The sequence below is a fragment of the Seonamhaeicola maritimus genome, assembly GCF_008056315.1.
In the GTDB taxonomy this organism is placed as follows: domain Bacteria; phylum Bacteroidota; class Bacteroidia; order Flavobacteriales; family Flavobacteriaceae; genus Seonamhaeicola; species Seonamhaeicola maritimus.
In genome coordinates this window covers 413,965-440,743 of the sequence record NZ_VRKQ01000010.1, presented here as the reverse complement: position 1 = coordinate 440,743, position 26,779 = coordinate 413,965, and the positions used below count along the sequence as shown (strand labels likewise).

The following is a 26,779-nucleotide window of genomic DNA, read 5'->3' as shown; positions in this document are numbered from 1 at the left end:
TATGTCATTACCAACTATTAATCCAACATCAACTAATGCTTGGAGTAAACTTCAAGACCACTATAATAAAGTGAACAATTTACATATGAAAGATTTATTTGCTCAAGACAAGGAACGAGCGAATAAATTAACCATTAAATGGGATGATTTTTATGTAGATTTCTCGAAAAATAGAATTACCGAAGAAACCTTTAAATATTTATTAGAATTAGCTGATGATGTTAAGCTTAAGGAAGCGATTCAAAGTCAGTTTTCTGGCGAAAAAATTAATCAAACTGAAGGAAGAGCCGTATTACATACAGCTTTAAGAGCGCCAGAAACAGCTATTGTAAATGTTGATGGTGAAAATGTAATACCTGAAGTGTATAATGTTAAACGAAAGATTGAAGCTTTCACAAATGAAGTAGTTAGTGGTGATAGAAAGGGTTTTACCGGCAAACCGTTTACACATGTAGTAAATATTGGTATTGGAGGTTCAGATCTAGGGCCTGCTATGGTTGTTGATTCCCTTCAATTTTATAAGAATCACCTAACTACTTATTTTGTAAGTAATATTGATGGTGACCATGTAAATGAAGTCATTAAAAAGCTTGATCCAGAAACAACACTATTTGTAGTAGTTTCAAAAACCTTTACTACTCAGGAAACATTGTCAAATGCCAATACAATAAAAGATTGGTTCTTACAATCAGCTTCGGAAAAAGATATTGCTAAACACTTTGTAGCAGTTTCAACAAACATTGATGCTGTGAAAGGTTTTGGAATAGACCCTAATAATATCTTTCCTATGTGGGATTGGGTAGGTGGTCGTTTCTCTTTATGGAGTGCAGTAGGATTATCAATAAGTTTAGCCGTCGGTTATGAAAATTATGCCAGCTTATTGGAAGGTGCTCACAAAATGGACGAGCATTTTAAGAGTGAAGATTTTGAATCTAACATTCCAGTAGTGTTGGGCTTAATTAGCATTTGGTATAATAACTTTTTTAAAGCCGAAAGTGAGGCTGTTATTGCATATTCTCAATATTTAAATCAGTTTGCAACATATCTACAACAAGGTATTATGGAAAGCAATGGTAAAAGCGTTGATAGAAATGGAAACCCAATTGACTATGATACCGGAACTTTAATATGGGGTGAGCCCGGGACTAATTCACAACACGCCTTTTTTCAATTAATTCATCAAGGGACTAAATTGATTCCAGCTGATTTTATTGGGTTTGCAAAGTCTTTACATGGAAATCAAGATCATCAAGATAAATTAACATCTAATTTTTTAGCACAAACAGAGGCGCTTTTAAATGGAAAAACTGAAGGTCAAGTTGTTGCAGAAGGAACAAAATCAGGCATTGTTCCATTTAAAATATTTGAAGGAAACAAACCAACAAATACTATTTATATTGATAAGTTAACACCTGAAAGTTTAGGTAAGTTAATAGCCATGTATGAACACAAAATATTTGTTCAAGGTGTTATTTGGAATATCTTTAGTTATGATCAATTTGGTGTTGAATTAGGAAAGCAATTGGCTTCAAAAATATTAAAAGAGTTCAATTGTTCGGATATAGCAGAGCATGATTCTTCTACCTCAAACTTGTTGAATCACTATAAAAGTATGAAGTAAAAAAGCTTACTATTTATAGCCTAAAAGGTGAAAAGGCATGAATATTTTAATATTCATGCCTTTTTTAGTTAAGTTATTGTTAATTAAATTTAATGCACGCATAACAATTTTAAGGTTTTTATATGTATTTTTGCGCTGACTAATTTCAATTAATTAAATAATTAATCTTTCTGAAAAAATGAAAAAAACTACACAATTTTTATTGTTGACTGTGGCTATGTTATTTAGTGCAGCAATTTTTGCTCAAACAATATCAGGGACAATTGTAGAGGCAGGTACTAATGTACCACTTCCCGGTGCCAATGTTGTTGAGGCAAACACATCTAACGGTGTTACTTCAGATTTTGATGGAAACTTTACTTTAAAAGCTACATCATCTTCTGGAGAGATTGTAATTTCCTTTATAGGATATAACTCTAAAACAATTTCTTTTTCTGGTGATACAGATTTAGGAACTATCGAACTTGAATCAAGTCAAGTTGGCTTAGAAGAAGTTCAAATTATTGCTTCTGTTGCTGTAGATAGAAAAACACCAGTTGCTGTTTCTACTATTAAAGCAGCCGATATCTCTTTAAAGTTAAGTACTCAGGAATTTCCTGAAATACTAAAATCAACACCTGGTGTATATGCTACTAGAGCTGGTGGTGGTTACGGTGATGGTAGAATTAACTTAAGAGGTTTTAATTCTGAAAATGTGGCTGTAATGATTAATGGGGTTCCTGTTAATGATATGGAGAACGGTCGCTTATATTGGTCTAACTGGGCAGGTTTAGGAGATGTTACTTCTTCAATGCAAGTTCAAAGAGGTTTAGGAGCATCTAAAGTTGCGGTTCCTTCTATTGGGGGTACTATCAATATTATTACAAAAAGCACTGATGTTGAAGAAGGAGGAAATGTTTTTTCTTCTTTAGCTAATGATGGCTACTTTAAATATGGCATGACTTATTCCACAGGTCTTTCTGAAAATGGATTTGCTGCTACTGTTAGTGCATCAAAAATTTCTGGAGATGGCTATATAGATGGAGGAGAATTTTCTGGATACAATTATTTTTTAAGCTTATCTCAGCAAATAAATGAAAAAAACAGGTTGACATTTACAGCCTTTGGGGCGCAACAAACACATGGTCAACGTTTTAATCGTTCTACTATTGCTGAATTAAGACAAACAGATTCTGGTCCTCAAAAAGTTAATAAAGATTGGGGTTATAAAAACGGAGAGGTTTATCACCAATCATACAACTTCTATCATAAACCACAAATGTCATTAAATCACTTATGGAATATAAATGATAAGTCAGTTTTATCTACCGCTTTTTATGCCTCATTTGGCTCTGGTGGAGGGCGTAGAGATGAAGGGTCAAAAATAGGATCTAATAACTATAGAATTGGTTCTGCAGGTTTGCAACCAATTGATTTTGATAAAGTAATTGAAGAAAACAAAGCAAATGGTATAGGCGGATCTACAGATATTATCTCGTCTTCAAGAAATTCACATGAGTGGTATGGAATTTTATCTACTTATAAAAATAGGGTAAATGATAAGTTAGTTATTTCTGGAGGTTTAGATGCGCGTTCTTATGTTGGGCATCACTGGTATGAGGTTGATGATTTGTTAGGAGGAGATTTCTTTTTAGATAATGAGTCGGATACATTTGCTTACGGACAAGCTTTAACTGTTGGTGATAGGTATAATAAAGATTATGATGGTATTGTAAAAAGATATGGTGTTTTTGCACAAGCCGAATATCAAGTAAATGATAAGCTTAATACTTTTGTTGCTGCAGATATATCAAATACCAATTATAGCAAGAAGGAGTTTATGAATAGTGAAATTGTTGGAAGCAGAGAGTCTGAAGATGCTAATTTCTCTGGTTTTGGTATAAAAGGTGGTGGAAATTATAACTTAGATTTAAACAATAACATATTTGTTAATGTTGGATATTTTTCTAAGGCTCCGTTTTTAGATGGCATTGTTTTTCTAGAAGATGATGAGCTTGATTTAAATAAAGAAGCTGTAAACGAAAAAGTATTTAGTGCAGAAATTGGTTATGGTTACAGAAGCGAAAAGTTTAGCGCTAATGTAAATATCTACCATACTAACTGGTTAGATAAGGCAAATGCAGGATCTCTACAAGGACCAAATGATGAAATGTATTTTTACAATTTGTCAGGTATTGATGCGTTACATCAAGGTGTAGAAATTGATTTTAGATATAAAGCATCAAATAATTTATCAATTACAGGTATGGCTTCTTTAGGTAATTGGGAATGGAAGAGTGATGTGTCTGCTGTTATTAGAGACCAAGCAGGAGATGAATTAGATGTTATTGAGGTTTATGCTGATGGATTAAAAGTTGGTGATGCTGCTCAAACTACTTTTGCTTTTGGTGCAAACTATAAATTGACTCAAGGATCTAATCTTTATTTAGATTATAATTTTGCAGGCGATAATTATGCTTCTTATGATGTAACCAACAGAGGAAGTTCAGACTTGCCAGATGTTTGGAAATTACCAGATTTTGGTTTATTTGATATTGGGTTAAGACATTCATTTGACATGGGGTCATTTGGTGCTGTTTTAAATGGAAAGATAAACAACGTTTTTGATACGGAGTATGTATCTGATGCTAATGACGTTGATGGAACTTCAAATACCGCTTTAGTTTATTATGGGGCAGGTAGAACGTTTAGTGTAGGGTTAAAACTTAATTTTTAAAAAAAGAAAAATGAAAAAATTTATTTATTTATGCACAATTTTATTGGGTACAGCGTTAGTAGGTTGTAACCCTTTAGAGGATATTAATAGTGAAGTTGATGCAATAGAAACTCCTATTGTAGGTGATATAGAAATTACACTTTCTGATGATGATTATGAAGATTTAGACTTGAACTATGGAAATTTTAATTCAGTAGATGATGCTAAAGCCTTATTGCCAGATTTTCTAAGTGATAAATACCCTGTATTAGGCAAAGGGTCTTCTGCTTTGGTTACTTATAAAAGGTATGCTAAAGTTGATACTTTTAGTGAGAATATTTATGAATTAACAGATGCGGATCACAATGATATCACAGGAAGCTCTTATGGTAATTTTGATAGATCTTATCATATCTATAACTACTTAGATGCTGCTTATCCTAGCCCACAAGAAGGTGATTTTGTTTCTTTAAGATACCGTTATTACTCTGGAGGTGAAAGTACATTAACAGATGGTTTTTACTATTCAGATGGGGACTGGAATAAAATAAAAGGTTTTACTGAAGATGAATATAATGCGATGGGAGAGAGTTTTCCTAATTTTTCAGGCCATGATGAAGCTGATACAAAAATCCCAATTGCTTTACTAGATGTTTATAAATATGAACCTAAAGAAGCAGGAGATGTTGTTATGGCAATGTATGAACTGTATAAAGGAGGTGGTGTAACAAAAAGTTATACTAGTAATTTCGTTTTTAACGGAACTTCTTTTGAAAAATACAATAATGAAGCCGTTGAAACTTTACAGTTTGGTCATGATGGTACTGTATGGGTGCCAGACAATACAATTAAATATACGTTAGAGCCAGCCGATTATGCTTTAATAGTGTCTTCATTAAGTTCTAAGTATCCTGCTGCTACAGGTAGTATGGATAACTATGGTAACTTTGAAAGAAGACCGGGTAATGCTGCTGAATGGACTAAACCTATGATAGCTGAGGCTGCGGGAGTTGTAATAGATAATAAAGACCCTTCTGCAGAAAATGGCCAAAAGTATGTTGTTACCTATGATATTTATAATGGATCAAGCGGAACTGAAGATACAGCTGTTATTAAAACAGATGGTGTATGGGTTCTTAATGAGTAATAATATTTTTAGTAATTATTTAAAACCACCTTTGTATCAAGGTGGTTTTTTTTCCTCATATTTCATATCTTAATAATTGTAATGAAAAAAACTATTTTATTTTTTACAGTAGTCTTAATTTTTAGTTGTAGTTCGGGAGGCGGGGACGATTCTCCCACACCAGAACCAGACCCAACTCCAAATGGTAAGTCTGTGGCTGTTAATGATTCTTTTACAACTATAGAGGATACTGCAGTTATTATTCAAAATATATTGAATAATGATACGGTTTTAGATAATGCAAGAATAACGTCATTTGATACTTCGAGTACTGAGGGAGGAACAATTGAAGACAATAGAGATGGCACGTATACTTATACACCTAAAGATAGTTTTATAGGTAGTGATACATTCACGTACACGATCTGCGATAAAGACACTCCGCCAGATTGCTCTACTGCAACAGTTACTGTTACGGTAAATGATGAGGGGAGCCCTACGGCTGAAGATGATGCTGTTAATGTGGCCGAAAATAGCACAAGAATTATTTCTAACTTGTTGGAAAACGACTCTGTTATTGATGATGCGGTATTAACTTCTGTTGATGATACTGGAACACAAGGAACAGTTGTTTTAAATACTGATGGTACTGTTAGTTATACAGCCAAAGCAGGTTTTATAGGTAGTGATTCATTTACATATACCATTTGTGATGACGATACTCCAACAAGCACTTGTTCTACGGCTACTGTAAACATTACGGTATTAAGTTCTATAAGTTATAATATTCCTTCGGAGTTAGAAGCTTATTACAGTGGTGTGATTTTCACAAACGATTCAGATTTAATGTTAGAAGAATTAGAAGACTTAACACAATCTAAACACACAACTATTTTGGCTTACGCACAGAGGCATCAATATTTATATAATGCCGATGAAGATTTGAGTAATGCTGATAATGTTATTCTAATGTATTCTGGTGAAAGCAGATATTGGGAGGAATATGATTCTCCAACAAACAGTCATACTCCACAAACATTTAATACAGAACATGTGTACCCTCAATCTTTATTGGAAGCATCAAATGCAATTACTGATTTACATCATTTAAGAGCCTGTGATGCAAATGTTAATTCTGAAAGAAGTAATTATCCTTTTGTTGATGGAAGTGGAGTATACAAACTCACTGGTGAAACCTGGTTCCCCGGAAATGATTGGAGAGGAGATGTGGCGAGAATGATTATGTATTTGAACATAAGATATGGGGAAACTTTTGAAAAAGTAGGTAATATTGATTTATTTATTGCTTGGAATATTGCAGATCCGGTATCAGATTTTGAAATCCAAAGAAACAATGTCATTTATGCTGCTCAAGGAAACAGAAACCCTTTTATAGATAATCCTTATTTAGCAACTCTAGTTTGGGGAGGAAATGATGCCGAGAATAAATGGGATTAAGAAAAATAAACTTTATAATAAAAACCGCTTCTTTAAAGAAGCGGTTTTTTTATAGATTAAAATCACTATTTTTGGAATCAATAAAATTTTAAAACATGTACCAGACTATACTTAATTTACATTCTTATTGGGCATATATTGTTCTATTAATATTAATCATTGCAACTTTTAATGCAATTATAAAATCTGCAGGAGGTAAAGAGTATAGTGCCAAAGATTTTAGGGTTTCGTTATTCACTTTAATAGTATCTCATATTCAATTATTAATTGGTATTGTACTTTATTTTGTTTCAGAAAGGTTTAGCCTGTGGAGCGAATTAGGAGGTGAAGTAATGGGTAATAGTCTTGCTAGATTATATTTGGTTGAACATCCTTTAGTAAATATCATTGCTGTAGCACTAATAACTATTGGGTACTCAAAGCACAAAAAGAAGTTAACCTCTAAAGCTAAGTTAAAAACAATTGCAATTTTCTACACAATTGCGCTAGTGTTGTTTTTATCTAGAATTCCTTGGAGTACTTGGATGTCTTAAATTCTTTATTCAACCTCTTTAATTAGGTAAACATAAACTGGGTAATGGTCACTATAGCCATTACTAAAACTTCCGTTAGACCAACTTCTAAAAGGGTACCCTTTATATTTACCCCTGCTATGAGTTAAAAAACCAGCGTTAAAAATATTTGCTTTATAATATCTTAAGGAGGAAGTGTCTTCATTTAACAGCGGTTTACTTATTATTATCTGATCAAATAAATTCCAAATGTCTCTGTAAGCGGTTGTACCTAATCCGTTTTTATAGTATGTTGTAAATGGGTTGTAAAGACCTTTTAGGCCAACATCACTTTTGCTTTCTTTGGCATTTAAAACATCTTTTACACTTGCGTTTGTTGGGTTATCATTTAAATCACCCATTAAAATTACTTTAGAATAGGGATCAATAGATTGTAGTGAATCAATTATTCGCTTACTAACTCTAGCAGCCGCAACTCGCTTAGGATTACTTCTGGCTTCTCCGCCTCGTCTTGACGGCCAATGATTAACAATTACATGAATTAATTCACCTTCAAGATTACCGCTAACCAATAATTGGTCTCTCGTATAAATCCTTGATTGGTCTTGGTCGTCATATATTTTCAAACCATGAGTGCTAGAATTTAAAGGAGTAAACGCAGATTTTTTATATAATAGAGCTACATCAATTCCTCTTGCGTCAGGGGCATCATAGTGAATAATTCCATAATCTTTATCAATCAATAAAGGGTGGTTTATAAGGTCTTCTAAAACGTCGTTGTTTTCAACTTCACAAACCCCAATAATACTTGGTGTATTTTGAGCTGTTTTGCTGCCTATAACCGCTAGAACTTCAGCCATATTATTAACTTTTTTCTTATAAGCCTCCTTTCGACCGGTTTTAAGCTCCATTATAGGACTGTACTCATCTAGTTTATTAGGATTGTTTATAGTATCAAACAAATTTTCTAAATTGTAAAAGGCTACAGTATGAATTTTAAATTTCTTGTCTTGTGCATTTGTATTTATACTAAAGACTATCAATAAAAGGGAAAGACAAATTTTTAAGTGCTTCATTGTAATGAAATAGATGTAAGTTATTTGTTAGAAAGCAAAAGCTAAGCCAAAGGTAGGATTTTGTTCGAAATAGATTGTTTTTTTTGATTTTAATCAGAATTAGGTTACTTTTCTTAAACATTTGTGTCTAATCTTTAGAATGAAAAAATCATTACTCTTATTTCTTTTCGTGCTTTTCTCAGTCTCTATTTATGGGCAACAAACTGTAATTAAAGGAAGCGTAAAAGAATCATTGTCTTTTGAGCCTATTGAAGGTGTTTTAGTAGTGATTGAAAAGACCAATTTAAAAACGCTTACGGACCAATTAGGGGAATTTGAATTTTCCGAAGGAATAACTTTTGGAGAACAAATTTTAACAATTTCAAAAACCGGGTATAGCACAAAGCGCTTTCCAATTGTTGTAAACGAAGGAAAGACTGTAAACATATCTGATATGACTTTGGAAAGGGATGTGTCTGAAACAGAGGATTTATTTACTATCACACTATCTGACGATGAATTAAATGATGATACAAGTGGTGCAGATAATATTTCAGGATTATTAGCATCTTCACTCGATGTATTTCAAAGAACAGCGGCGTTTGAGTTTAGCTCGTCTTTTTTCAGAATACGAGGGCTAGATTCTAATAATGGATCCATTTTAATAAATGGAATAGAGATGAATAAGGCATACAATGGAAGGCCACAATGGAGTAATTGGGGTGGGATTAATGATGTTTTAAGAAATCAAGAATTGTCTCTAGGGTTTTCACCTTCAAGCTACGCATTTGGGGGTGTTTTAGGTAGTACAAACATTAATGTTAGAGCTTCAGAAGCAAGACCTGGTGGACGGATAACCTATTCTTCTTCAAACAGAAGTTACACTAACAGATTAATGGCAACGTATGCTTCTGGATTGTTAAAAAATAATTGGGCCTATACCTTATCCATAGGAAGACGATGGGGAAATGAAGGCTATCAAGATGCAACGCTTTATAATTCTAATTCGTTTTTCGCTTCGATAGAAAAGAAGCTAAGTGATGTACATAGTTTAAGCTTAACAACAATTTATACACCTAATAGAAGAGGGAAATCTTCACCAAACACTCAGGAGGTTTATGATTTAAAAGATATAAAGTATAATGAGTATTGGGGATGGCAAGATGGTGAAAAACGGAACTCAAGAATTAAAGAAGTGAATGAGCCCATTGTGATGTTGAATCATTATTGGGATTTAAATTATAAAACGAGTTTAAATACTAATGTAGGTTATCAATTCGGAAAATTAGGGAACAGTCGTTTAGATTATAACGGAACCGATTTAATCAATGGATTCCCGCAAGGAGGTGGTGCAAATCCAAGCCCGACTTATTATCAAAAGTTGCCAAGTTATTTTGAAAGAAACTTTCCGAATGATTTGCAGTTTGCCTATTTGGCATTAAAAGACTTTCAAAATGATGGACAAATCAATTGGAACGCCATGTATGATGCTAATTTAAATCATGTCCAAAACGGAGGAAATGCAATATATGCTTTATACGAAGATAGAGTTGATGACACGCAGCTTACTATAAATTCAATATTTAATAGTAAAGTAAATGATAATGTAATTTTAAACGCCTCGGTTGGGTATAAAAATTTAAAATCCGAAAATTTTGCCCAGGTTTTAAACCTTTTAGGGGCTTCAACCTATTTAGATATTGATGGTTTTGCAACAGATATAGACGAAGCACAAAACGATTTATTAAATCCAAACAGATTGGTTAATGAAGGTGATAAATTCAAATATCATTACAATGTATTGTCTAATGAACTTAATGCCTTTGCACAAGCGCAATTCACTTATAATAAGTTGGATTTTTACCTATCGGGAAGTGTAAGGCAAACGCAATATCAAAGAGAAGGTATCTACCAAAACGGCGGTTTTCCAGATAGTTCTTTAGGTAAAGGAGAACAATTATCGTTTACTGGTTTTGGGGCTAAAGCAGGAACCACACTAAAATTAACCGGAAAGCATGTGTTCAATGTTAATACAGGTTTTATTTCAAGAGCACCGTCTGTTCAAAACACCTTTTCCAATTCTAGGGAAAATCATAATATAGTTCCTAATGTTTCAGAAGAAAATATAATGTCTGTTGATGCTAGTTACATATTGCGTTCGCCAATTGTTCAGTCAAAATTGACTGGATATTACACTAAAATTACCGATGCCAGTGAGATTTCTTTCTTTTTTGCAGATGGTATTGGTGGTGATAATGCTGTGTTTGTTCAAGAGATTTTACAAGGTATTGATAAAAAACATTTAGGTGTAGAACTTGGTGTTGAAGCACAAGTAACATCCAGTATAAAATTAAAAGGAGCAGCTTCGGTTGGTCAGTTTACCTATGATAATAATCCTAATTTGTACCTTTCAACAGAACCAGACCAAGAATCTGTAGATGCTGGTTTTGTTAATGGTTTTAAAGACTTTGGTCAATCGCAATTAAAAGATTATAAGTTGGCTTCTGGCCCACAGAGAGCGTATTCAGTTGGTTTTGAATATAGAGACCCAGAGTATTGGTGGTTTGGAGCTACAGCCAATTTTTTCTCCAACACTTATGTTGATGTTAGTCCGTTAACCAGATCTTCAAATTTTAATACTGATTTTGATGGGAATGTATTTAATGATTATGACGAAGATTTAGCTAGAGCATTGCTGAAGCAAGAAAGATTTGATGATTATATGGTAATCAATTTGGTAGGAGGTAAATCTTGGAAAGTTGGTAAGTATTACATCGGTCTATTTGCAAGTATTAATAACCTTTTGGATGAAGTTTATAAAACCGGGGGTTTTGAACAGGGGCGCAATGCTAATTATAGAGAGTTGAGAGATGATAAAGCATTAGACACACCAGTGTTTGGACCAAAATATTGGTATGGAAGAGGAACAACCTATTTCTTAAACCTTAATCTTAGATTTTAAAAAGATGAAAAAGATTGAAAAAATTATAATGGTACTGGTCTTCACGAATATATTACTATTTGTGAATTCATGTGTTAAAGATGATGATTACGGTATCCCTGATATATCAGTTTCTGAACCTGAAATTCCTCAAAATCAAATAACAACATTTAAGGCTATAAAGTCTTTATATGAACAAGCTGTTAATGGCGGAAATACAACAGTGGTGATTGAAGATGATGTTTATCTTGAAGGATATGTGGTCTCTTCTGATAAAGCTGGAAACTTTTTTGAAGAATTAATTATTCAGAATAAAATTGATGCTAGTAACCCAGACAGCGACCCAAGACTTGGGTTTAAAATAGACATCAACAAGAGTAACTTGTCAGATACTTATCAATTTGGACAAAAAGTTTTTGTTAAATTAAACGGATTAACCATTGGGGAAACAAGTGGAGTAATTACTATTGGTAAAGGAGATGCCGCAAGTGTAAAACAAATTCAAGCAACTGAATATAAAGATATTGTTCTTCGGAGTACTGAAATAGCTGAAATTCAACCTAAGACTGTAAGTTTAGAAAACTTAACAGAGGCCGATGAGAATACACTAATTCAATTAGATAATATGCAATTGAATAGGTTTGAATTGGGTGCAACATTTGCTAGTGAATCTTTTGATGAATTTGATGGTTTACGCTTGTTGGAAAGTTGTGATTCAGGTATTCAAATTATAATGCAAACCAGTACATTTTCAGATTTTAAGTCGCTATTAGTTCCTGAAGGAAAAGGAAGTGTGGTTGGGGTTTTTAGTCGTGATTTTAGAGATGATTTTAGCGTGATTTTACCCTTAAGTTCAGCAAGTGTTAATTTTGATAGTTCTGAAAGATGTGACCCTTTAGAGCTTTCATGCGGATTAGCATCAACTTTTGGTTCTGAGAATTTGTTTTATGAAGATTTTGAGTCTCAATCTAATAATAGACAAGTTTCTATTTCGGGTTGGACTAACTACGTAGAAGAGGGTTCTGAAGGATGGGAGGGCTACTCCTCAACATCTTCTAATGCTTCTTTGGGACGTTCTGCCAGAGTGCAAATAGCAAGTTCAGGAGACATAAAAAATGTTACTTGGTTAATCACGCCAGCTATTGATTTAAACTCTTATAGCAATATTACTCTTCGCTTTAAAACTTCTAATAGTCTAGCAGACAGTAGTTTTATGGAAGTATTGTATTCTTTAGATTGGGATGGTACTGAAGCTAATGTAACATCTGCAACTTGGGGTGTGTTGTCTGATGCTTATGTAGTTAAAGATTCCGATTCTTTCGCTTCCTGGTTTAATTCAGGTAATGTGAATTTGTCCTGTGCCACTGGAACTATGCATATAGCTTTTAAATACACAGGTGGTGGACTAGAGACTTTTGATGGTATTTATGAATTGGATGAGATTAGTGTAGATTATGATTTGTAACTTCTAATGTATCGAAAAACTCATATTAAAAAGTATTAAATTCGCAGAATGACCGTTTTCGACCATTATTTTTATTCCATATTTTCTTTTTATAAAAAACGCTTTAAACAGAGAGCAAATACCATTGCTATAGGTTATGTCTCTATACTTCAGATAAGTTTAATATTTCTGTTGGGATGTTTTTTTGCCGCATTCTTTAATCAAATGAATGTTAATACCATGTCAAGTACAAAAGCATGGACATTATTTGGTATAGTTTCTTTAGGTGTCTATTTTAAAAATTGGCTCCAATATACTGGTAAAAAAAGAATAATGATTAATTCTAAAATGGTTAAAAAGAATAAGTCTCAAACTAATGTTTGGTTGCTTTGGTTGTTGCCAGTTGCCACTCTTTTTTTAGCATATATTTTGTTTCAAGCGGTTTAATCACTTTTTAAAAATAGCGTACACAGGAAAATGGTCACTATAGCCTCCTTTATACTTTTTACCAACATAAGTTCTAAAAGGAGCCCCTTTAAACCTGCCGTTAAAAGTCTTTAAGAAATCTTCGTCAAAGATGTTGGCATTGTAGTATTCAAATTCGTCTTTTGAGCTTTTAAAAAAGTTAGATGAAATAATGGTTTGGTCAAATAAACTCCATTGTTTAAACCTACTAACGGTACCTCTATTATAAGAACGAAGCGTTTCAAATGGATTATACAGTCCATAATTTTCAACTAACCTAACAATACTCTTGTTGTGTGGTTCATCGTTAAAATCACCAATTAGTATAATTTTGGCATTTTCATTTTCGTCCTGTAAAGAAGTTATAATTTCGGCAACTTTCTCCGAGGAAGCTAATCGTTTAAATTCCGTTTCTTTGGTCCCTTCTCTTCTAGAAGACCAGTGGTTAACAATGACATGAATAAATTCGCCATCAAGCTTACCACTTACCAATAGAATATCGCGTGTGTAATCTGGCGATCCATCTTCATCTGTTAAATGAACCGTATAAGGCTCTGAATTTGTGATTTTAAAAGCTTTTTTGTCATATATCAAGGCAACGTCAATTCCGCGTTCGTCTGGAGATTCGTAATGAACGTAGTCGTAATCAAGGTCGTCTAAATGTTTTGAATCTAAAAGGTCATCAATTACTTTGGCATTTTCAACTTCAGCTAAACCAACAATAGCTGGATGTTTGCCGGTTTCTTTTCTGCCAATGTTTGAAATAGCAAATCCAATTTTTCTTAATTTATTTTTATAACGTTTGGGAGTCCATTTTTTAGCCGAAGTAGGTAAAAAGTCATAGTCATTGGTGTGCTCATCTTTAGAGACATCAAATAGGTTTTCTACATTATAAAAAGCTACGGTCTGCATGTTATCTTGAACCGGAATTCCCTCAAATAAATCACTCATAGGTTGTTTTTTCGCATTAAAAATATAAAAATTAAAATGGATGCAATTACGTAACTTTGTGCATTATTAAGATTTATGATAGAAAAGAAAAACATAGCTTTAGAGAAAGCGGTTTTAATTGGAATTATTACGAAAGACCAAGACGAAACTCAGTCTAAAGAATATTTAGATGAGTTAGAGTTTTTGACCTATACGGCAGGAGGTGAAGTAGTAGCACGTTTTACACAGAAAATGGAAATGCCCAACCCTAAAACTTTTATTGGTTCTGGTAAAATGGAGGATGTACGCCGATTTATTGAAGAAAATAAAGTAGGTACAGCAATTTTCGATGACGAGTTATCTGCAGCGCAGGAACGAAACATTAGTAAAATACTTGATGTTAAGGTTTTAGATAGAACCAACCTAATTCTCGATATTTTTGCCCAACGTGCTCAAACTAGTTACGCTAGAACCCAGGTAGAGTTGGCACAATGTGAATACCTGCTTCCAAGACTTAGAGGAATGTGGACTCACCTTGAGCGTCAAAAAGGGGGTATTGGTATGCGTGGTCCCGGTGAAACAGAGATTGAGACTGATAGACGTATTGTACGAGATAAAATAGCCTTACTTAAAGCTAAAATAAAGACCATTGATAAGCAAATGGCAGTACAACGTGGTAACCGTGGTAAAATGGTGCGTGTTGCTCTTGTTGGATATACTAATGTAGGTAAATCTACATTAATGAATGTGGTTAGTAAAAGTGAGGTGTTTGCTGAAAACAAGTTGTTTGCAACTCTTGATACCACGGTAAGAAAGGTGGTTATTCAAAACTTGCCTTTTTTATTAAGTGATACTGTTGGTTTTATTAGAAAACTGCCAACACAGTTGGTGGATAGTTTTAAAAGTACTTTAGATGAGGTAAGGGAAGCAGATTTGTTATTACATGTGGTTGATATTTCACATCCAAATTTTGAAGAACATATAGAGTCTGTAAATAAAATTTTAGGCGAAATAAAAAGTGGGGATAAGCCAACTATTATGGTGTTTAATAAGATTGATGCCTATAAAGCAGAACCTCTAGATGAAGATGATTTAGGTACTGAAAAAACCAAAGCCAATTATAGTTTAGAAGAATGGAAAAAAACTTGGATGAGTAAAATTGGAAACAATGCCTTATTTATTTCAGCTATCAATAAAAGTAATCTAGAAGACTTTAAAAAGCGTGTTTATGATGAGGTAAGAGAAATTCATATCACGCGTTTTCCGTATAACCATTTTTTATATCCTGATTATAATTATGAGGATATGAAGTAATAAAAAGGCATCTTAAAAGATGCCTTTTTTATTTATAATAGTTTCAACTTAGAACTTATAGCTTAAACCTAAAGTCCAATAGGTTTGTAAATCATTGTCAACGTCATCAAAACCAGTTGCCGTAGCTGGGTTTTGCGCTAAAGCATAGTTTAAAGCTTCTTGCTTGTTGCTTCTTAAACCAAAATCAAAACCTACTCCAATCATTTTCCAAAGGGTGTAGCCAAAAGAGTTAGTCCATGTCCAGCTAGAGTAGTCTCCGCTCTTATAACTTTGGAACGTAGAAAAGTTTGTTTTAAAGTTTATAGCACCAATTTGTCTTGTATAATCTGCTACTATTTTGGCACCTAAAGATGATTCAAAAACAGTGTCGCCGCTACTAAATACAAAATTGTAGTTTAATGGATGTATAACAACCACTAAGTTTTCAGCAGGTGTCCATGTTGCACCAATCCCCAAATCTAAATAACCTGGGTCATTGAAGTTGTCTAACAATGTAGTTCTGTACTCACCCATACCAGAAATCGCGAATTTCTCACTTAATTTTTTTCCATAAAGAGACGATATGTTAAACACATCTGTAGTGGGGTTAAAATCGTCATCATCATTTGGGTCATCCTTGTCATCTAATTTAACCCAGTTAAGATTAGTGGTTAAAGCATTTCTCCAAAAGAACTTATCTTCAATTAAGTTAGCATAAGCATTTACGGTAAAGCCTATGTTACCAGAATTGTTATTTGGTGAACCTTGTGCATACCAATTGTTAAAGTTTGATAGACTTCCACCTATAGTCCCAAAGGCTCCAGTTCTCCAGCCTGGTAGAGCATCAATTTGCGCTTGTAAAGCATTTGCTTCTTTTTGAGCAGCATCAGCTTCCGATTGTTTTTCGGCTTTTTTAGTTTGTAATTCTTCTTTAGTTTGGGCATTTATTGAAAATACACCAATAAACAGAAAACATAATAGTAGTACTTTTTTCATGTCTTTGAAATTGTTAAATTTTTTGCAAATATAAAGTTTAGACCCTTTTTTTAAATGAAGGTCACAGGAAAATTATTTGTTTTTATAAAGCGGAACGGAAGAGCATGCTTCACCGTACATAATTGATTTAGCAACGGGTTTAAGCTTGTTAGTTAACATAATGTATGCGTTTTGTGGGACAGGTTTATTAGAACAACCTTTTATAATGATTGGTTTGTCTTGAAATTCATCAATGCTAAGATTATTTATGATATCATGGTAAATAGAAGCTTCCAAGATTTCTAAATCACCCACAACTACTTTTTTGGCATAAGGCTGCAATTGAACGGTTAAAAGCATATAAGCCCACCCAGGAATAATAGCATCTGTACTGCAAGTTAAAGCAATATAATTATCTTGGTATTTTGACCAATCAAATTCAGAAACTTGAGTTCTAAAATCTTTTTCTCGTAAAACGAAACCTTCAAATAACCAGTCTTTAATATCAAACACAATACGATTGCCCTCCGGATAAAAATCCTCAAGGTCTAGGGTAACAAGTTTGCTATTCGCTACGCGATTTATGATTTCGTTTGGCATTTTTATAGTTGTCTTACTGTGATTCCTGCTAAAGGGTTACAAACAGGTTAGATTAAAGCATACCTAATTCCAACTTTGCTTCTTCGCTCATTAAGTCTTGAGTCCATGGTGGATCAAAAGTAATTTCTACTTCAGCGCTTTTTACTTCATCTAAAGATTTTACTTTTTCTTCAACTTCTAATGGCAAGGTTTCTGCTACCGGACAATTAGGCGTTGTTAAAGTCATTAAGATTTTTACATCGTAATCTTCGTTTACAAATACATCGTAAATAAGCCCTAGTTCGTAAATATCTACTGGGATTTCAGGGTCGTAAATGCTTTTTAAAACGTTTACTATTTTTTCGCCTAACAAGGCTGTGTCTATTTTTGTTTCACTCATAATTAATTAGTTTAACTGAGTTTGATATGCAATGGCGTACATTTTTAACTGTTTTACCATACTTACTAAACCATTGGCCCTAGTAGGTGATAAATGTTCTTTTAAACCAATATCATCTATAAAGCTAGTGTCTGCATCAATGATATCTTTTGGATGCTGATTTGAAAACGTTCTAATTAAAATAGCAATGATGCCTTTAGTAATGATAGCATCACTATCAGCTGTAAATTCTAATTTATCGTCTTTCATTTCGGCATGAACCCATACTTTACTTTGGCAACCTTTAATAATATTGCTGTCCGTTTTGTATTGGTCGTCAATTAAGGGTAATTCTTTCCCTAAATCTATCATGTATTGGTAACGCTCTTCCCAATCTTCAAACATTGAGAACTCGTCTATGATTTCGTTTTGAATTTCTTCAATTGTCACAGTGTCAAATTTTAAACAAAAATACAATAAGAAAAGTTGCTATTCAATGTTTTGAGCTATTGATAAGATTTCTTTAACAAGATTGGCGATTTCTGCATGCGGATTGCCGTGGTCAAAAATTGGGGTTTCATATATTTTGCCTTCAAAAGTCACCTTCAATTTAGCAATAGCAGCACCATCATATAGTCTTTTTTGGGAAGGCGCTTCAAGATTTTGAATATTTTCTATATCTATATCTTCAATGGCATCCATAATTTTCTGCCATTGTTCTTCACTACAACCTGTTACTATTACATCTCCTTCTCTTTTATTTTTAATTGTAATAGATTTTTTGTTGATACTTATATTTTGATAGATTCCTCGAGAATGTTGAGAGTACTCAAATGACATAGATTGATTGCGTGTCTCTTTCTTAACAGCTTCAATTAGGAGTATTTTGTTTTCTAGAAGTCTCAAAAATGAATTCTCTTTTGAAAAAGTAATTTCTTTTGAGAGAATGTCTAACATTTCATTTTCTATAGTGTTGAATTCTGGGGGGCACATTTTTCTTGTTGACGCCAATGGTCCCAATTTTAAGGTTTTGCCTTCAATGGTGTAAGAACCAAAAAAACGATTACACCCTGAGAATCCTGATACTTGTTTAGTAGAATTATAAAATGCAATATTTAGTTTGAAATCTGAAACGTCTTTGCTGTTTAAGGTGGTTATGTTGTAGGTATCATTTAACATGGTGACTTGTTTTTGTACGCTTTGATTATCACAAGTTTTCATTGTAATAACACTGAAAAGAATCAATATCCATTTCATAATTAGGAATTTTAAAACTTAATGCACAAAAAAGACGCCAAAGTAAGCGTCTTTAATATTCTTGTATTTATCCAATAATGTTTATGGAAGAACAAAGCTTTCACGAGCACCACCTGACGCAAAGAGTGCACGCATTCTGTCAGTTTGCCCCTGGGTAAACATAAATAAACATCTGTCATCAGTATAATCCATGTAATTCATAGTCATATCGTTACTTCTGCAATGTACTGTAGGGTACAAAGGGCAACCTCTATTAGCTCTGTCTGAATTAGGAGTGTCGGATACAAAATCATCTTGTTTGCATCTTCCATCTCCCCAAATATGACGTAAGTTTAACCAGTGCCCTACTTCATGAACGGTTACTTTGCCAAGATTATTAGGGTAGGTAGCAGTTCCGCCAGTACCAAAGTCATTATAGTCCATAACAACACCATCGGTTTCTGAGTTTCCCCCAGGGAATTGCGCATAACCTAATATTCTTCCGCCGCCGTAAGGTATCTGACTTACCACCCAAATGTTAAGATATTTACTGGTGTCCCAAGCGTCCACACCTCCAAGTTCAGAATGTTTCATTTCTTCAGCACTTGAATATGGCCATGAGGTTTTGTTTGTTTCCTTTCTTGTAATATCATTTAGTACAAATTGAATATTGATATTTCCAGCTTTTACTCCAACAAATTCATTAGGTATGTTGTTGCTGTCAGCGTCAGTTCCATTAAAGGCATCATTAAGAACCTTAATTTGATTGTTAATTTGTGTACTACTAATATTTTCATTAGTCCCTGCTCTGTGTAGTACATGAACTACAACAGGAATAGTTACAGTACCTTCAAATACAATGGGGTCTTCCCCTCCTCCGTTTCCACCACCAGGGCGTCCACCACCATTACCATTCCCGCCTTTTTTTGCAGTAATTAAAGCTCTGGTGTGATGTTCAATATCAAACATTTTTTTCTCTAAACCTGAATTCTTGGCAAGTTGATGATTTAAGTTTTGCATTGAAAAGCATGATTTAAAATTGCTTTTCTCATTAGTTTGTTTAGCTGCAACATTATTTTCTTCTGGACTAGTATAGACATAAAAATCACTCATATCAATGGTGTCTTGGATCAATTCTTGATCCCGGTTTTGAGTGTCTTCTTCACAACCAAGAAATAGTAATCCTAAAGCTGTTAAACCAAAAAGTAATTTTTTCATAAATATATAATTTGAATTAGTCGTTGATTAAGATATCATTTTTTAACGAAACCTTTAAATTAAATCTGAAATGACGACTCAAAAATTCGATAAACTGTGAGGGATGTCAGAAAATAATTGTTTAAGACAACATCTTTTTAGCTTTCTTAACGCCTTCAACCAAAGCATCAATTTCAGATTTGGTGTTATAAAAAGCGAAAGAAGCTCTTATTGTTCCAGGGATTTTGTAGTAATCCATAATGGGTTGTGCACAGTGGTGACCCGTGCGTACAGCAATACCTAATTTATCTAAAATAGACCCAACATCATAAGGATGAATACCTTCTAAATTGAATGATAATACAGAAGTTTTATGTTTTGAGGTCCCGTAGATTTTTAAACCATCAATTGATAACAATTTTTCGGTAGCGTATTCAAGTAATTCATTTTCATATTGGGCAACTGCATCGAACCCTATACTATTCATATAGTCTATTGCAGTGCCAAAAACGATACCTCCAGCTATGTTTGGTGTGCCTGCTTCAAATTTATGAGGTAAATCTGCGTAGGTGGTTTTTTCAAAAGTAACTTCGGCAATCATTTCACCTCCACCCTGATATGGCGGTAGTTTATTTAACCATGCTTCTTTACCGTAAAGCATACCAACACCTGTTGGTCCACACATTTTATGAGCGGAAGCCACATAAAAATCAACGTCTAAAGCCTGAACATCTGGTTTAATATGTGGACATGCTTGTGCACCATCAATTAAAACAGCAGCTCCAACAGCATGCGCTTTTTTGATAATATATTCAATAGGATTTATAGTTCCCAAAGCATTCGAAATATGATTTGTAAACACCAATTTTGTGTTTTCAGAAAGCAGATTATCATATTCGGACATTACCAACTCTCCTTGATCATTCATAGGAATGACTTTAAGATTAGCACCAGTATGTTCACAAAGCATTTGCCAAGGTACAATATTGCTATGGTGCTCTAAAGCCGAAACAATGATTTCATCTCCTGTTTTTAAGATAGATGAAAAGCCATTGGCAACTAAATTAATACCATGTGTTGTTCCTGATGTGAATATGATTTCATGCGAAAACTTAGCATTGAAATGTGCTTGTATCTTTTGTCTTGATTGTTCGTACAAATCTGTTGCCTCTTGACTTAAGGTATGTACGCCTCTATGAATATTGGCATTGAAGTTTGAATAATAATCTACAATAGCATGAATAACTTGTTGCGGTGTCTGAGATGTTGCAGCATTATCAAAATATACTAAAGGTTTACCATTAACTTCTCTTGAAAGAATGGGAAAATCTTTTCTTATTGCTTCAACGTCTAACATACTTTTGTTTTAGCCCCGATAGAAGCGGCATCCTTTTTTGAGGAACGAGAAAAAGATACAGCGGATAGCGGGAAATAGCTTCTAAATATTTTATAAATCGAAACCAATATCAACACCTAATTGATTTGCGATAATTTTTGTGATACGACGTTTAATCTCTGGGATTTTTACCGAACTAAGCACATTATTACTAAAAGCGTACATCAATAAAGCTTTGGCTTCCTTTTCAGGAATACCACGAGAACGCATATAAAATAGAGCACTTTCGTCTAATTGACCAATTGTACAACCGTGTGAACACTTAACATCATCAGCAAAAATTTCTAATTGTGGTTTGGTGTTAATCGTTGCTTTGTCAGAAATTAAAATATTGTTATTTGCTTGAAATGCATTGGTTTTTTGCGCTTCCTTTTCAACTACAACTTTACCGTTAAAAACACCTGTTGCATTATCATTAAAAATACCCTTATAGTCTTGATGACTTTCGCAATTTGGTTCTATATGGTGTACCAATGTATTATGGTCTACATGCTGTTTGTTGCCAATAATGGTAACACCTTTTAAAGTGGAATCAATACGTTCTCCTTCTTGGTAGAAATTAAGATTATTACGTGTTAATTTCCCTCCAAATGAGAATGTATGAACAGATACAATACTTTCTTGCTTTTGCTTTATGAAGGTGTTATCTATTAGAGAAGCATCTATAGTGTCATTCTGGATTTTATAATAATCGACAATAGCACGTTTTTTAGCAAATATTTCAGTAACACTGTTGGTTAATACTGGGTTACTTGTTAAACTTTGATGACGCTCTATAATTTGAACATGTGAATTCTCATCAACCACAATTAAATTACGCGGTTGCAACATGGTTGCTGATTCGTTTCCTGTTGAAAAGTGAATTATTTGGATTGGTTTTTCAACAATCTTTCCCTTTGGGATATTTATATAGGCGCCTTCTTTTGAAAATGCTGTATTAAGCGATGTTAAACTATCATCAGTAGCTGCTTTATTAAAGTAATTTTCTATTACTAAGCGGTACTTTGGTTTGTTTAATGCTGCAGACATTAAACATACATCCATACCATCGTGCGTGGTTTCAGATAAGTGAGATGAATACTTTCCATCTATAAATACAATTTTGTAAGTGTCTATTTCATGGATTAAGTATTTTTTAACCTCTCTGTATTCCAAAGCGTTTTCTTGCTTTGGGAATACGCTATAATCTTCTTTTAAAAGTTTGTTTAAAGAGGTGTATTTCCAAGCCTCGTCTCTTTTTGTTGGGAAGCCTTTTTCTTCAAACGCTTTTATAGCATCATTTCTAACATCACTTACATAAGAATCAATTTCGGTTTGATTCTCAAATACTAGAAAGGACGATAATAGTTTTTCTTTTAAATCCATTTGCTTTTTATTAAGCGTTCACTTCTTCTTTAATCCAATCGTATCCTTTTTCTTCAAGCTCATGAGCAAGTTCTTTGGTTCCGGACTTTACAATTCTACCATTGTGTAATACATGGACAAAATCGGGAACGATATGATCTAATAAACGTTGATAGTGTGTAATAACTATGACAGCATTATTTTCGCCTTTAAGTTTATTTACGCCATTAGCTACAATACGAAGCGCATCAATATCTAACCCAGAATCAGTCTCATCAAGAATAGCTAATTTGGGGTCTAACATAGCCATTTGAAAGATTTCATTACGTTTCTTTTCACCTCCGGAAAATCCTTCGTTCAGCGAACGAGATAAAAACTTTCTATCAATCTCTAATAAATCAGATTTTTCTCGAATCAATTTAAGCATGTCTTTAGCGGGCATATCCTCCAACCCTTGTGCTTTTCTTGTTTCGTTAATGGCCGTTTTAACAAAGTTTGTTACTGAAACTCCAGGTATTTCAACCGGGTATTGAAATGATAAAAAGATGCCTTTGTGAGCTCTTTCTTCAGCAGCTAATTCTTCAATGTCTTCTCCTTCAAATAGAATACTTCCTTCTGATACTTCGTACTCTTCTTTACCTGCAATTACAGATGACAAGGTGCTTTTTCCAGATCCGTTTGGACCCATGATAGCATGAACTTCTCCTGGTTTTACTTCAAGATTAATACCTTTCAAAATACTTTTATCTTCAACACCTGCGTGTAGATTTTCTATCTTTAACATATTACTGACTTAGTTTTATAACGTTATTATAGTCTTCATTAGGAAGCGCTTTTACATTGAGAATTTCTGTAATCTCAATTTTATCTTCCCAAAGAATAGTTTCGTGTTTTTCTTTATTTATAATTGCTCTAATTTCAACCTTAACCATGTCTGTCGGCTGTTTTTTTAAAGGTTCAACTTTTTGATTTAATTCATGCACTTTCTCATTAATAATAACGCCATAAATTAGAGTGTCTGTCTGTAAAACAGCCGCATCACCATGAAAGACATAATCGCCCGAAATTATTTCACCACTCTTTTGTTCTTGTTTGCAACTAAAAAAAGCAAAAAAAAGGCATGTAAAAAGAATAATTGATTTTTTCATAAAAAGTAGTTTTTACCCAACACTTCCTTCTAAACTTATTTCTAATAATTTTTGAGCTTCAACAGCAAACTCCATTGGTAACTTATTCAACACCTCTTTACTAAACCCGTTTACAATTAATGCAATGGCTTTTTCGGTATCAATACCTCTTTGGTTACAGTAGAATATTTGGTCTTCACCAATTTTACTCGTTGTGGCCTCATGCTCAATTTGAGCAGTTTGGTTTTTCGCTTCTATATACGGAAATGTATGTGCCCCACACTCGTTACCCATTAATAAACTATCACATTGTGAAAAGTTACGAGCGTTTTCAGCCCTTGAATTAATTTGAACTAAACCACGATATGAGTTTTGAGATTTTCCTGCCGAAATACCTTTTGATATGATTGTAGACTTAGTGTTTTTTCCTAAATGAATCATTTTGGTACCAGTATCGGCTTGCTGATAATTGTTTGTTACGGCAATTGAGTAGAATTCACCAACCGAATTATTACCTTTCAATATACAAGAAGGGTATTTCCAAGTTACTGCACTACCAGTTTCTACTTGAGTCCAAGAAATTTTCGCATTGGTTTCACATAAACCACGTTTAGTAACAAAGTTGTAAACACCACCTTTACCTTCGGCATTTCCAGGGAACCAGTTTTGTACAGTAGAGTATTTAATCTCTGCATCATCAAGTGCAATCAATTCAACTACAGCAGCGTGTAATTGATTTTCATCTCTGCTTGGAGCAGTACACCCTTCAAGATAACTTACATAACTGCCTTCATCTGCAATTACTAGTGTTCTCTCAAACTGTCCTGTTCCGGCTTGATTAATTCGGAAGTATGTGGATAATTCCATCGGGCACCTAACGCCTTTTGGTATATAACAGAAACTTCCATCACTAAAGACGGCACTATTTAAAGCCGCGTAAAAGTTGTCTTTTTGAGGTACAACCGATCCAATATATTTTTTTACAAGTTCTGGATGCTCTTTTATAGCTTCAGAAATACTCATAAAAATAATGCCTTGTTCTGCTAAGGTTTTTTTAAACGTTGTAGCTACTGAAACAGAATCTACCACAACATCCATAGCTACTCCAGCTAACTTTTTTTGTTCGTCCAATGAAATCCCAAGTTTTTCAAAAGTAGCCAATAACTCAGGGTCCACTTCATCTATACTATCGTATTTTGGTTTGCTGTTAGGTGCAGAGTAATAAGAAATACCTTGAAAATCTGGTTTTTCATAATTAACATTAGCCCATTCAGGCTCTTCCATAGCTTTCCAGATTCTAAAAGCCTCTAAGCGCCATTCAGTCATCCATTCAGGTTCTTCTTTCTTTTTGGAAATGGCACGAACTATATCTTCATTCAGGCCATTCGGAAAAGTTTCTGACTCTATATCTGTATAAAAACCATATTCGTATTCTTTGGTTTTTAGTTCTTCGCGAAGATCATCCTCGGTATATTTCGACATAATGCTTTCTTAAAAATTTTATAATGAAAATGATTCGCCACAACCACAGGTTCTGTTGGCATTTGGGTTGTTGAATACAAACCCAGTTCCGTTAAGTCCGCCGGAATATTCCAAAGTAGTACCAATTAAATACAAAAAGCTTTTTTTGTCAACAATGATTTTCACGCCATTGTCTTCAAATAACTTGTCGCCATCTTGTTGTTCCTTGTCAAATTTCAAATCATATGACAACCCTGAGCAACCACCACTTTTCACACCAACGCGAACAAAATCTGTAGACGCATTATAACCATCTTCGGTCATAAGCTCAATTACTTTTTTCTTAGCTGTTTCTGAAACTTTAATCATTTGTTTTTAATTAGATTGACTCTAAATAGAGTGCAAATATACAATATAAGTCATGGATTACAAGATAACCTAACATTATATTAATATATGGTTTTATAGTTTTTAGTTATTGGTTTTTAAAAGCAGGATTATTGATGAATTCATAATCTGAAAGTGATAATAGAAAAGACTTTAAATCTGCCTTATCTTGTTCACTTAATTGTACACCTCCTTGCGCTACTTTTTTCATTAAAGGATCTATTGTTGGGGAGTTTTGAAGACCTTCGCTATAATGATTAATTACTTCATCTAAAGTGCTAAACCTACCATCGTGCATGTATGGTGCGGTAAAAACTAAATTACGAAGTGAAGGAGATTTGAATTTGCCATTATCAGCAGGGTCTCCTGTAATTGCTCCAAATCCTAAATCTGAGAATTGAGAGTCTAATCCATTATTGTGAAACAAATTGTCAGTCCATAATGGATTGTTTTCACTACCATGACAATGGAAGCAATCGCCTTTGTTTTCATCCATAAAAACATTGAAACCATTAAATTCTTCTGGAGTTAAAGAGATTTCATTTAAAAGATATTTATCAAATTTTGAATTAGAGGATATCAAGGTGCGTTCAAATTGAGCAATAGCCTTAGTAACTAAAGATGAGTCAATTGTTGCAGTGCCAAATGCTAATTGAAACAAGTTGGGATATTCAGAATGGTTTTGAAGTTTTTGTTCAACATCTTTCCAGGTGCTTGCCATTTCTATAGGGTCTGTAACCGGAATAAAAGCTTGATGTTCTAAGCTAAAAGAATTCCCATCCCAAAAGAATTTTTCGTCATAATTCCAAGCTAAATTGAATATAGGCATGGAATTACGAGTTCCTAAAGCACCGCTTATTCCATCGCTAAATCGGTCTGTGTCGGTAAAAGCATTTTCTGGAGCATGACAATCGGCACAGGCCTGTGTGTTATCGGCGGATAAAATAGGGTCAAAGAATAACTTTTTTCCCAATTCTATACCTTCTTCTGTTTGAGGGTTGTCAATTGGAATAACCGGATTTAAAATTTTGTCTTCAAATAGCTGCGGTATTTGTAACGGGCTTGGAGTTGAACTAAATATATCTACCTTTTCATTGGTGCATGAAGCAATAATGAATAGAGTTAATAGGCAAATATGTAAGTTTAATTTTTTCAAAC

General features: G+C 33.8%; 24 protein-coding genes. 9 read left to right on the top strand and 15 right to left on the bottom strand.

The features are described from left to right. Window position 1 precedes the first annotated feature (1 nt). The 5 genes from pgi (at window position 2) to FUA22_RS10100 (ending at window position 7,433) form a co-directional block, all read left to right on the top strand. Window positions 2-1,621 carry a glucose-6-phosphate isomerase gene (gene pgi, locus FUA22_RS10120; protein ID WP_147767928.1) on the top strand — a complete coding sequence of 540 codons (1,620 nt, stop codon included), beginning with the start codon at window positions 2-4 and terminating at the stop codon, window positions 1,619-1,621. A 178-nt stretch (window positions 1,622-1,799) separates the two neighbouring features. After that, window positions 1,800-4,337: a TonB-dependent receptor gene (locus FUA22_RS10115; RefSeq protein WP_147767926.1), complete on the top strand. Its 2,538-nt coding sequence runs from the start codon at window positions 1,800-1,802 to the stop codon at window positions 4,335-4,337. 10 nt (window positions 4,338-4,347) lie between these two features. After that, window positions 4,348-5,463 carry a hypothetical protein gene (locus FUA22_RS10110; protein WP_147767924.1) on the top strand — a complete coding sequence of 372 codons (1,116 nt, stop codon included), beginning with the start codon at window positions 4,348-4,350 and terminating at the stop codon, window positions 5,461-5,463. A gap of 81 nt (window positions 5,464-5,544) precedes the next feature. After that, the gene (locus tag FUA22_RS10105) at window positions 5,545-6,900 is read left to right on the top strand and encodes an endonuclease (protein WP_147767922.1); all 1,356 of its coding nucleotides are present in this window, start codon (window positions 5,545-5,547) and stop codon (window positions 6,898-6,900) included. Between the two features lie 95 nt (window positions 6,901-6,995). Then, entirely contained in the window at window positions 6,996-7,433 is a 438-nt protein-coding gene (locus tag FUA22_RS10100) for a hypothetical protein (protein ID WP_147767920.1), read from the top strand. Window positions 7,434-7,438: 5 nt separating this feature from the next. Here FUA22_RS10100 and FUA22_RS10095 read toward each other — a convergent pair whose 3' ends face one another. Continuing rightward, complete coding sequence (locus tag FUA22_RS10095) at window positions 7,439-8,488, bottom strand: endonuclease/exonuclease/phosphatase family protein (protein ID WP_147767918.1); 1,050 nt, start codon at window positions 8,486-8,488, stop codon at window positions 7,439-7,441. 139 nt (window positions 8,489-8,627) lie between these two features. Between FUA22_RS10095 and FUA22_RS10090 the strand changes: the two genes are divergently transcribed. The 3 genes from FUA22_RS10090 to FUA22_RS18600 all read left to right on the top strand — a co-directional run bounded on the left by FUA22_RS10090 (window position 8,628) and on the right by FUA22_RS18600 (window position 13,299). Continuing rightward, window positions 8,628-11,429, top strand: a complete 2,802-nt coding sequence (locus tag FUA22_RS10090) for a TonB-dependent receptor (RefSeq protein ID WP_147767916.1) — start codon at window positions 8,628-8,630, stop codon at window positions 11,427-11,429. A 4-nt stretch (window positions 11,430-11,433) separates the two neighbouring features. Further along, the gene (locus FUA22_RS10085) at window positions 11,434-12,873 is read left to right on the top strand and encodes a DUF5689 domain-containing protein (RefSeq protein ID WP_147767914.1); all 1,440 of its coding nucleotides are present in this window, start codon (window positions 11,434-11,436) and stop codon (window positions 12,871-12,873) included. A 219-nt stretch (window positions 12,874-13,092) separates the two neighbouring features. Then, complete coding sequence (locus FUA22_RS18600) at window positions 13,093-13,299, top strand: hypothetical protein (protein WP_241664808.1); 207 nt, start codon at window positions 13,093-13,095, stop codon at window positions 13,297-13,299. Here the strand turns inward: FUA22_RS18600 and FUA22_RS10075 are convergent, their stop codons facing one another. Then, window positions 13,300-14,268, bottom strand: a complete 969-nt coding sequence (locus FUA22_RS10075; RefSeq protein WP_147767910.1) for an endonuclease/exonuclease/phosphatase family protein — start codon at window positions 14,266-14,268, stop codon at window positions 13,300-13,302. Between the two features lie 75 nt (window positions 14,269-14,343). On the opposite strand from FUA22_RS10075, the gene hflX reads away from it, so the two are divergent. Next, window positions 14,344-15,561, top strand: coding sequence for a GTPase HflX (gene hflX / locus FUA22_RS10070; RefSeq protein WP_147767908.1), 1,218 nt, complete (start codon window positions 14,344-14,346; stop codon window positions 15,559-15,561). Window positions 15,562-15,609: 48 nt separating this feature from the next. Here the strand turns inward: hflX and FUA22_RS10065 are convergent, their stop codons facing one another. From FUA22_RS10065 to FUA22_RS10005, 13 genes are all read right to left on the bottom strand, one after another. Then, window positions 15,610-16,536, bottom strand: a complete 927-nt coding sequence (locus FUA22_RS10065) for a DUF3078 domain-containing protein (protein WP_147767906.1) — start codon at window positions 16,534-16,536, stop codon at window positions 15,610-15,612. Window positions 16,537-16,608: 72 nt separating this feature from the next. Further along, the gene (locus FUA22_RS10060; RefSeq protein WP_147767904.1) at window positions 16,609-17,115 is read right to left on the bottom strand and encodes a DUF2480 family protein; all 507 of its coding nucleotides are present in this window, start codon (window positions 17,113-17,115) and stop codon (window positions 16,609-16,611) included. Between the two features lie 52 nt (window positions 17,116-17,167). Beyond that, window positions 17,168-17,494: a DUF59 domain-containing protein gene (locus FUA22_RS10055; RefSeq protein ID WP_147767901.1), complete on the bottom strand. Its 327-nt coding sequence runs from the start codon at window positions 17,492-17,494 to the stop codon at window positions 17,168-17,170. Window positions 17,495-17,500: 6 nt separating this feature from the next. Beyond that, complete coding sequence (locus FUA22_RS10050; RefSeq protein WP_147767899.1) at window positions 17,501-17,923, bottom strand: SufE family protein; 423 nt, start codon at window positions 17,921-17,923, stop codon at window positions 17,501-17,503. A gap of 39 nt (window positions 17,924-17,962) precedes the next feature. After that, window positions 17,963-18,730, bottom strand: a complete 768-nt coding sequence (locus tag FUA22_RS10045) for an META domain-containing protein (RefSeq protein WP_147767897.1) — start codon at window positions 18,728-18,730, stop codon at window positions 17,963-17,965. A gap of 81 nt (window positions 18,731-18,811) precedes the next feature. Next, window positions 18,812-19,927: a zinc metalloprotease gene (locus tag FUA22_RS10040; protein ID WP_147767895.1), complete on the bottom strand. Its 1,116-nt coding sequence runs from the start codon at window positions 19,925-19,927 to the stop codon at window positions 18,812-18,814. A gap of 121 nt (window positions 19,928-20,048) precedes the next feature. Next, the gene (locus FUA22_RS10035) at window positions 20,049-21,263 is read right to left on the bottom strand and encodes an aminotransferase class V-fold PLP-dependent enzyme (RefSeq protein ID WP_147767893.1); all 1,215 of its coding nucleotides are present in this window, start codon (window positions 21,261-21,263) and stop codon (window positions 20,049-20,051) included. 90 nt (window positions 21,264-21,353) lie between these two features. Next, complete coding sequence (gene sufD, locus FUA22_RS10030) at window positions 21,354-22,667, bottom strand: Fe-S cluster assembly protein SufD (protein WP_147767891.1); 1,314 nt, start codon at window positions 22,665-22,667, stop codon at window positions 21,354-21,356. A 10-nt stretch (window positions 22,668-22,677) separates the two neighbouring features. Continuing rightward, window positions 22,678-23,430, bottom strand: a complete 753-nt coding sequence (sufC, locus tag FUA22_RS10025; protein WP_147767889.1) for a Fe-S cluster assembly ATPase SufC — start codon at window positions 23,428-23,430, stop codon at window positions 22,678-22,680. Between the two features lies 1 nt (window position 23,431). After that, on the bottom strand, window positions 23,432-23,794 hold the full coding sequence (locus tag FUA22_RS10020) for a hypothetical protein (protein ID WP_147767887.1): 363 nt from the start codon (window positions 23,792-23,794) through the stop codon (window positions 23,432-23,434). Between the two features lie 12 nt (window positions 23,795-23,806). Further along, on the bottom strand, window positions 23,807-25,255 hold the full coding sequence (gene sufB, locus FUA22_RS10015; protein ID WP_147767885.1) for a Fe-S cluster assembly protein SufB: 1,449 nt from the start codon (window positions 25,253-25,255) through the stop codon (window positions 23,807-23,809). 18 nt (window positions 25,256-25,273) lie between these two features. Beyond that, window positions 25,274-25,603, bottom strand: a complete 330-nt coding sequence (locus FUA22_RS10010; protein ID WP_147767883.1) for a HesB/IscA family protein — start codon at window positions 25,601-25,603, stop codon at window positions 25,274-25,276. 106 nt (window positions 25,604-25,709) lie between these two features. Continuing rightward, window positions 25,710-26,777, bottom strand: a complete 1,068-nt coding sequence (locus tag FUA22_RS10005) for a cytochrome-c peroxidase (protein WP_147767881.1) — start codon at window positions 26,775-26,777, stop codon at window positions 25,710-25,712. Between the last annotated feature and the right edge of the window lie 2 nt (window positions 26,778-26,779).

Excerpts from the sequence above, each read along its gene's own strand:
- pgi (WP_147767928.1), top strand. The coding sequence starts at position 2 with ATGTCATTACCAACTATTAATCCAACATCAACTAATGCTTGGAGTAAA.
- FUA22_RS10115 (WP_147767926.1), top strand. The coding sequence starts at position 1,800 with ATGAAAAAAACTACACAATTTTTATTGTTGACTGTGGCTATGTTATTT.
- FUA22_RS10110 (WP_147767924.1), top strand. The coding sequence starts at position 4,348 with ATGAAAAAATTTATTTATTTATGCACAATTTTATTGGGTACAGCGTTA.
- FUA22_RS10105 (WP_147767922.1), top strand. The coding sequence starts at position 5,545 with ATGAAAAAAACTATTTTATTTTTTACAGTAGTCTTAATTTTTAGTTGT.
- FUA22_RS10100 (WP_147767920.1), top strand. The coding sequence starts at position 6,996 with ATGTACCAGACTATACTTAATTTACATTCTTATTGGGCATATATTGTT.
- FUA22_RS10095 (WP_147767918.1), bottom strand. The coding sequence starts at position 8,488 with ATGAAGCACTTAAAAATTTGTCTTTCCCTTTTATTGATAGTCTTTAGT.
- FUA22_RS10090 (WP_147767916.1), top strand. The coding sequence starts at position 8,628 with ATGAAAAAATCATTACTCTTATTTCTTTTCGTGCTTTTCTCAGTCTCT.
- FUA22_RS10085 (WP_147767914.1), top strand. The coding sequence starts at position 11,434 with ATGAAAAAGATTGAAAAAATTATAATGGTACTGGTCTTCACGAATATA.
- FUA22_RS18600 (WP_241664808.1), top strand. The coding sequence starts at position 13,093 with ATGTCAAGTACAAAAGCATGGACATTATTTGGTATAGTTTCTTTAGGT.
- FUA22_RS10075 (WP_147767910.1), bottom strand. The coding sequence starts at position 14,268 with ATGAGTGATTTATTTGAGGGAATTCCGGTTCAAGATAACATGCAGACC.
- hflX (WP_147767908.1), top strand. The coding sequence starts at position 14,344 with ATGATAGAAAAGAAAAACATAGCTTTAGAGAAAGCGGTTTTAATTGGA.
- FUA22_RS10065 (WP_147767906.1), bottom strand. The coding sequence starts at position 16,536 with ATGAAAAAAGTACTACTATTATGTTTTCTGTTTATTGGTGTATTTTCA.
- FUA22_RS10060 (WP_147767904.1), bottom strand. The coding sequence starts at position 17,115 with ATGCCAAACGAAATCATAAATCGCGTAGCGAATAGCAAACTTGTTACC.
- FUA22_RS10055 (WP_147767901.1), bottom strand. The coding sequence starts at position 17,494 with ATGAGTGAAACAAAAATAGACACAGCCTTGTTAGGCGAAAAAATAGTA.
- FUA22_RS10045 (WP_147767897.1), bottom strand. The coding sequence starts at position 18,730 with ATGAAATGGATATTGATTCTTTTCAGTGTTATTACAATGAAAACTTGT.
- FUA22_RS10040 (WP_147767895.1), bottom strand. The coding sequence starts at position 19,927 with ATGAAAAAATTACTTTTTGGTTTAACAGCTTTAGGATTACTATTTCTT.
- FUA22_RS10035 (WP_147767893.1), bottom strand. The coding sequence starts at position 21,263 with ATGTTAGACGTTGAAGCAATAAGAAAAGATTTTCCCATTCTTTCAAGA.
- sufD (WP_147767891.1), bottom strand. The coding sequence starts at position 22,667 with ATGGATTTAAAAGAAAAACTATTATCGTCCTTTCTAGTATTTGAGAAT.
- sufC (WP_147767889.1), bottom strand. The coding sequence starts at position 23,430 with ATGTTAAAGATAGAAAATCTACACGCAGGTGTTGAAGATAAAAGTATT.
- FUA22_RS10020 (WP_147767887.1), bottom strand. The coding sequence starts at position 23,794 with ATGAAAAAATCAATTATTCTTTTTACATGCCTTTTTTTTGCTTTTTTT.
- sufB (WP_147767885.1), bottom strand. The coding sequence starts at position 25,255 with ATGTCGAAATATACCGAGGATGATCTTCGCGAAGAACTAAAAACCAAA.
- FUA22_RS10010 (WP_147767883.1), bottom strand. The coding sequence starts at position 25,603 with ATGATTAAAGTTTCAGAAACAGCTAAGAAAAAAGTAATTGAGCTTATG.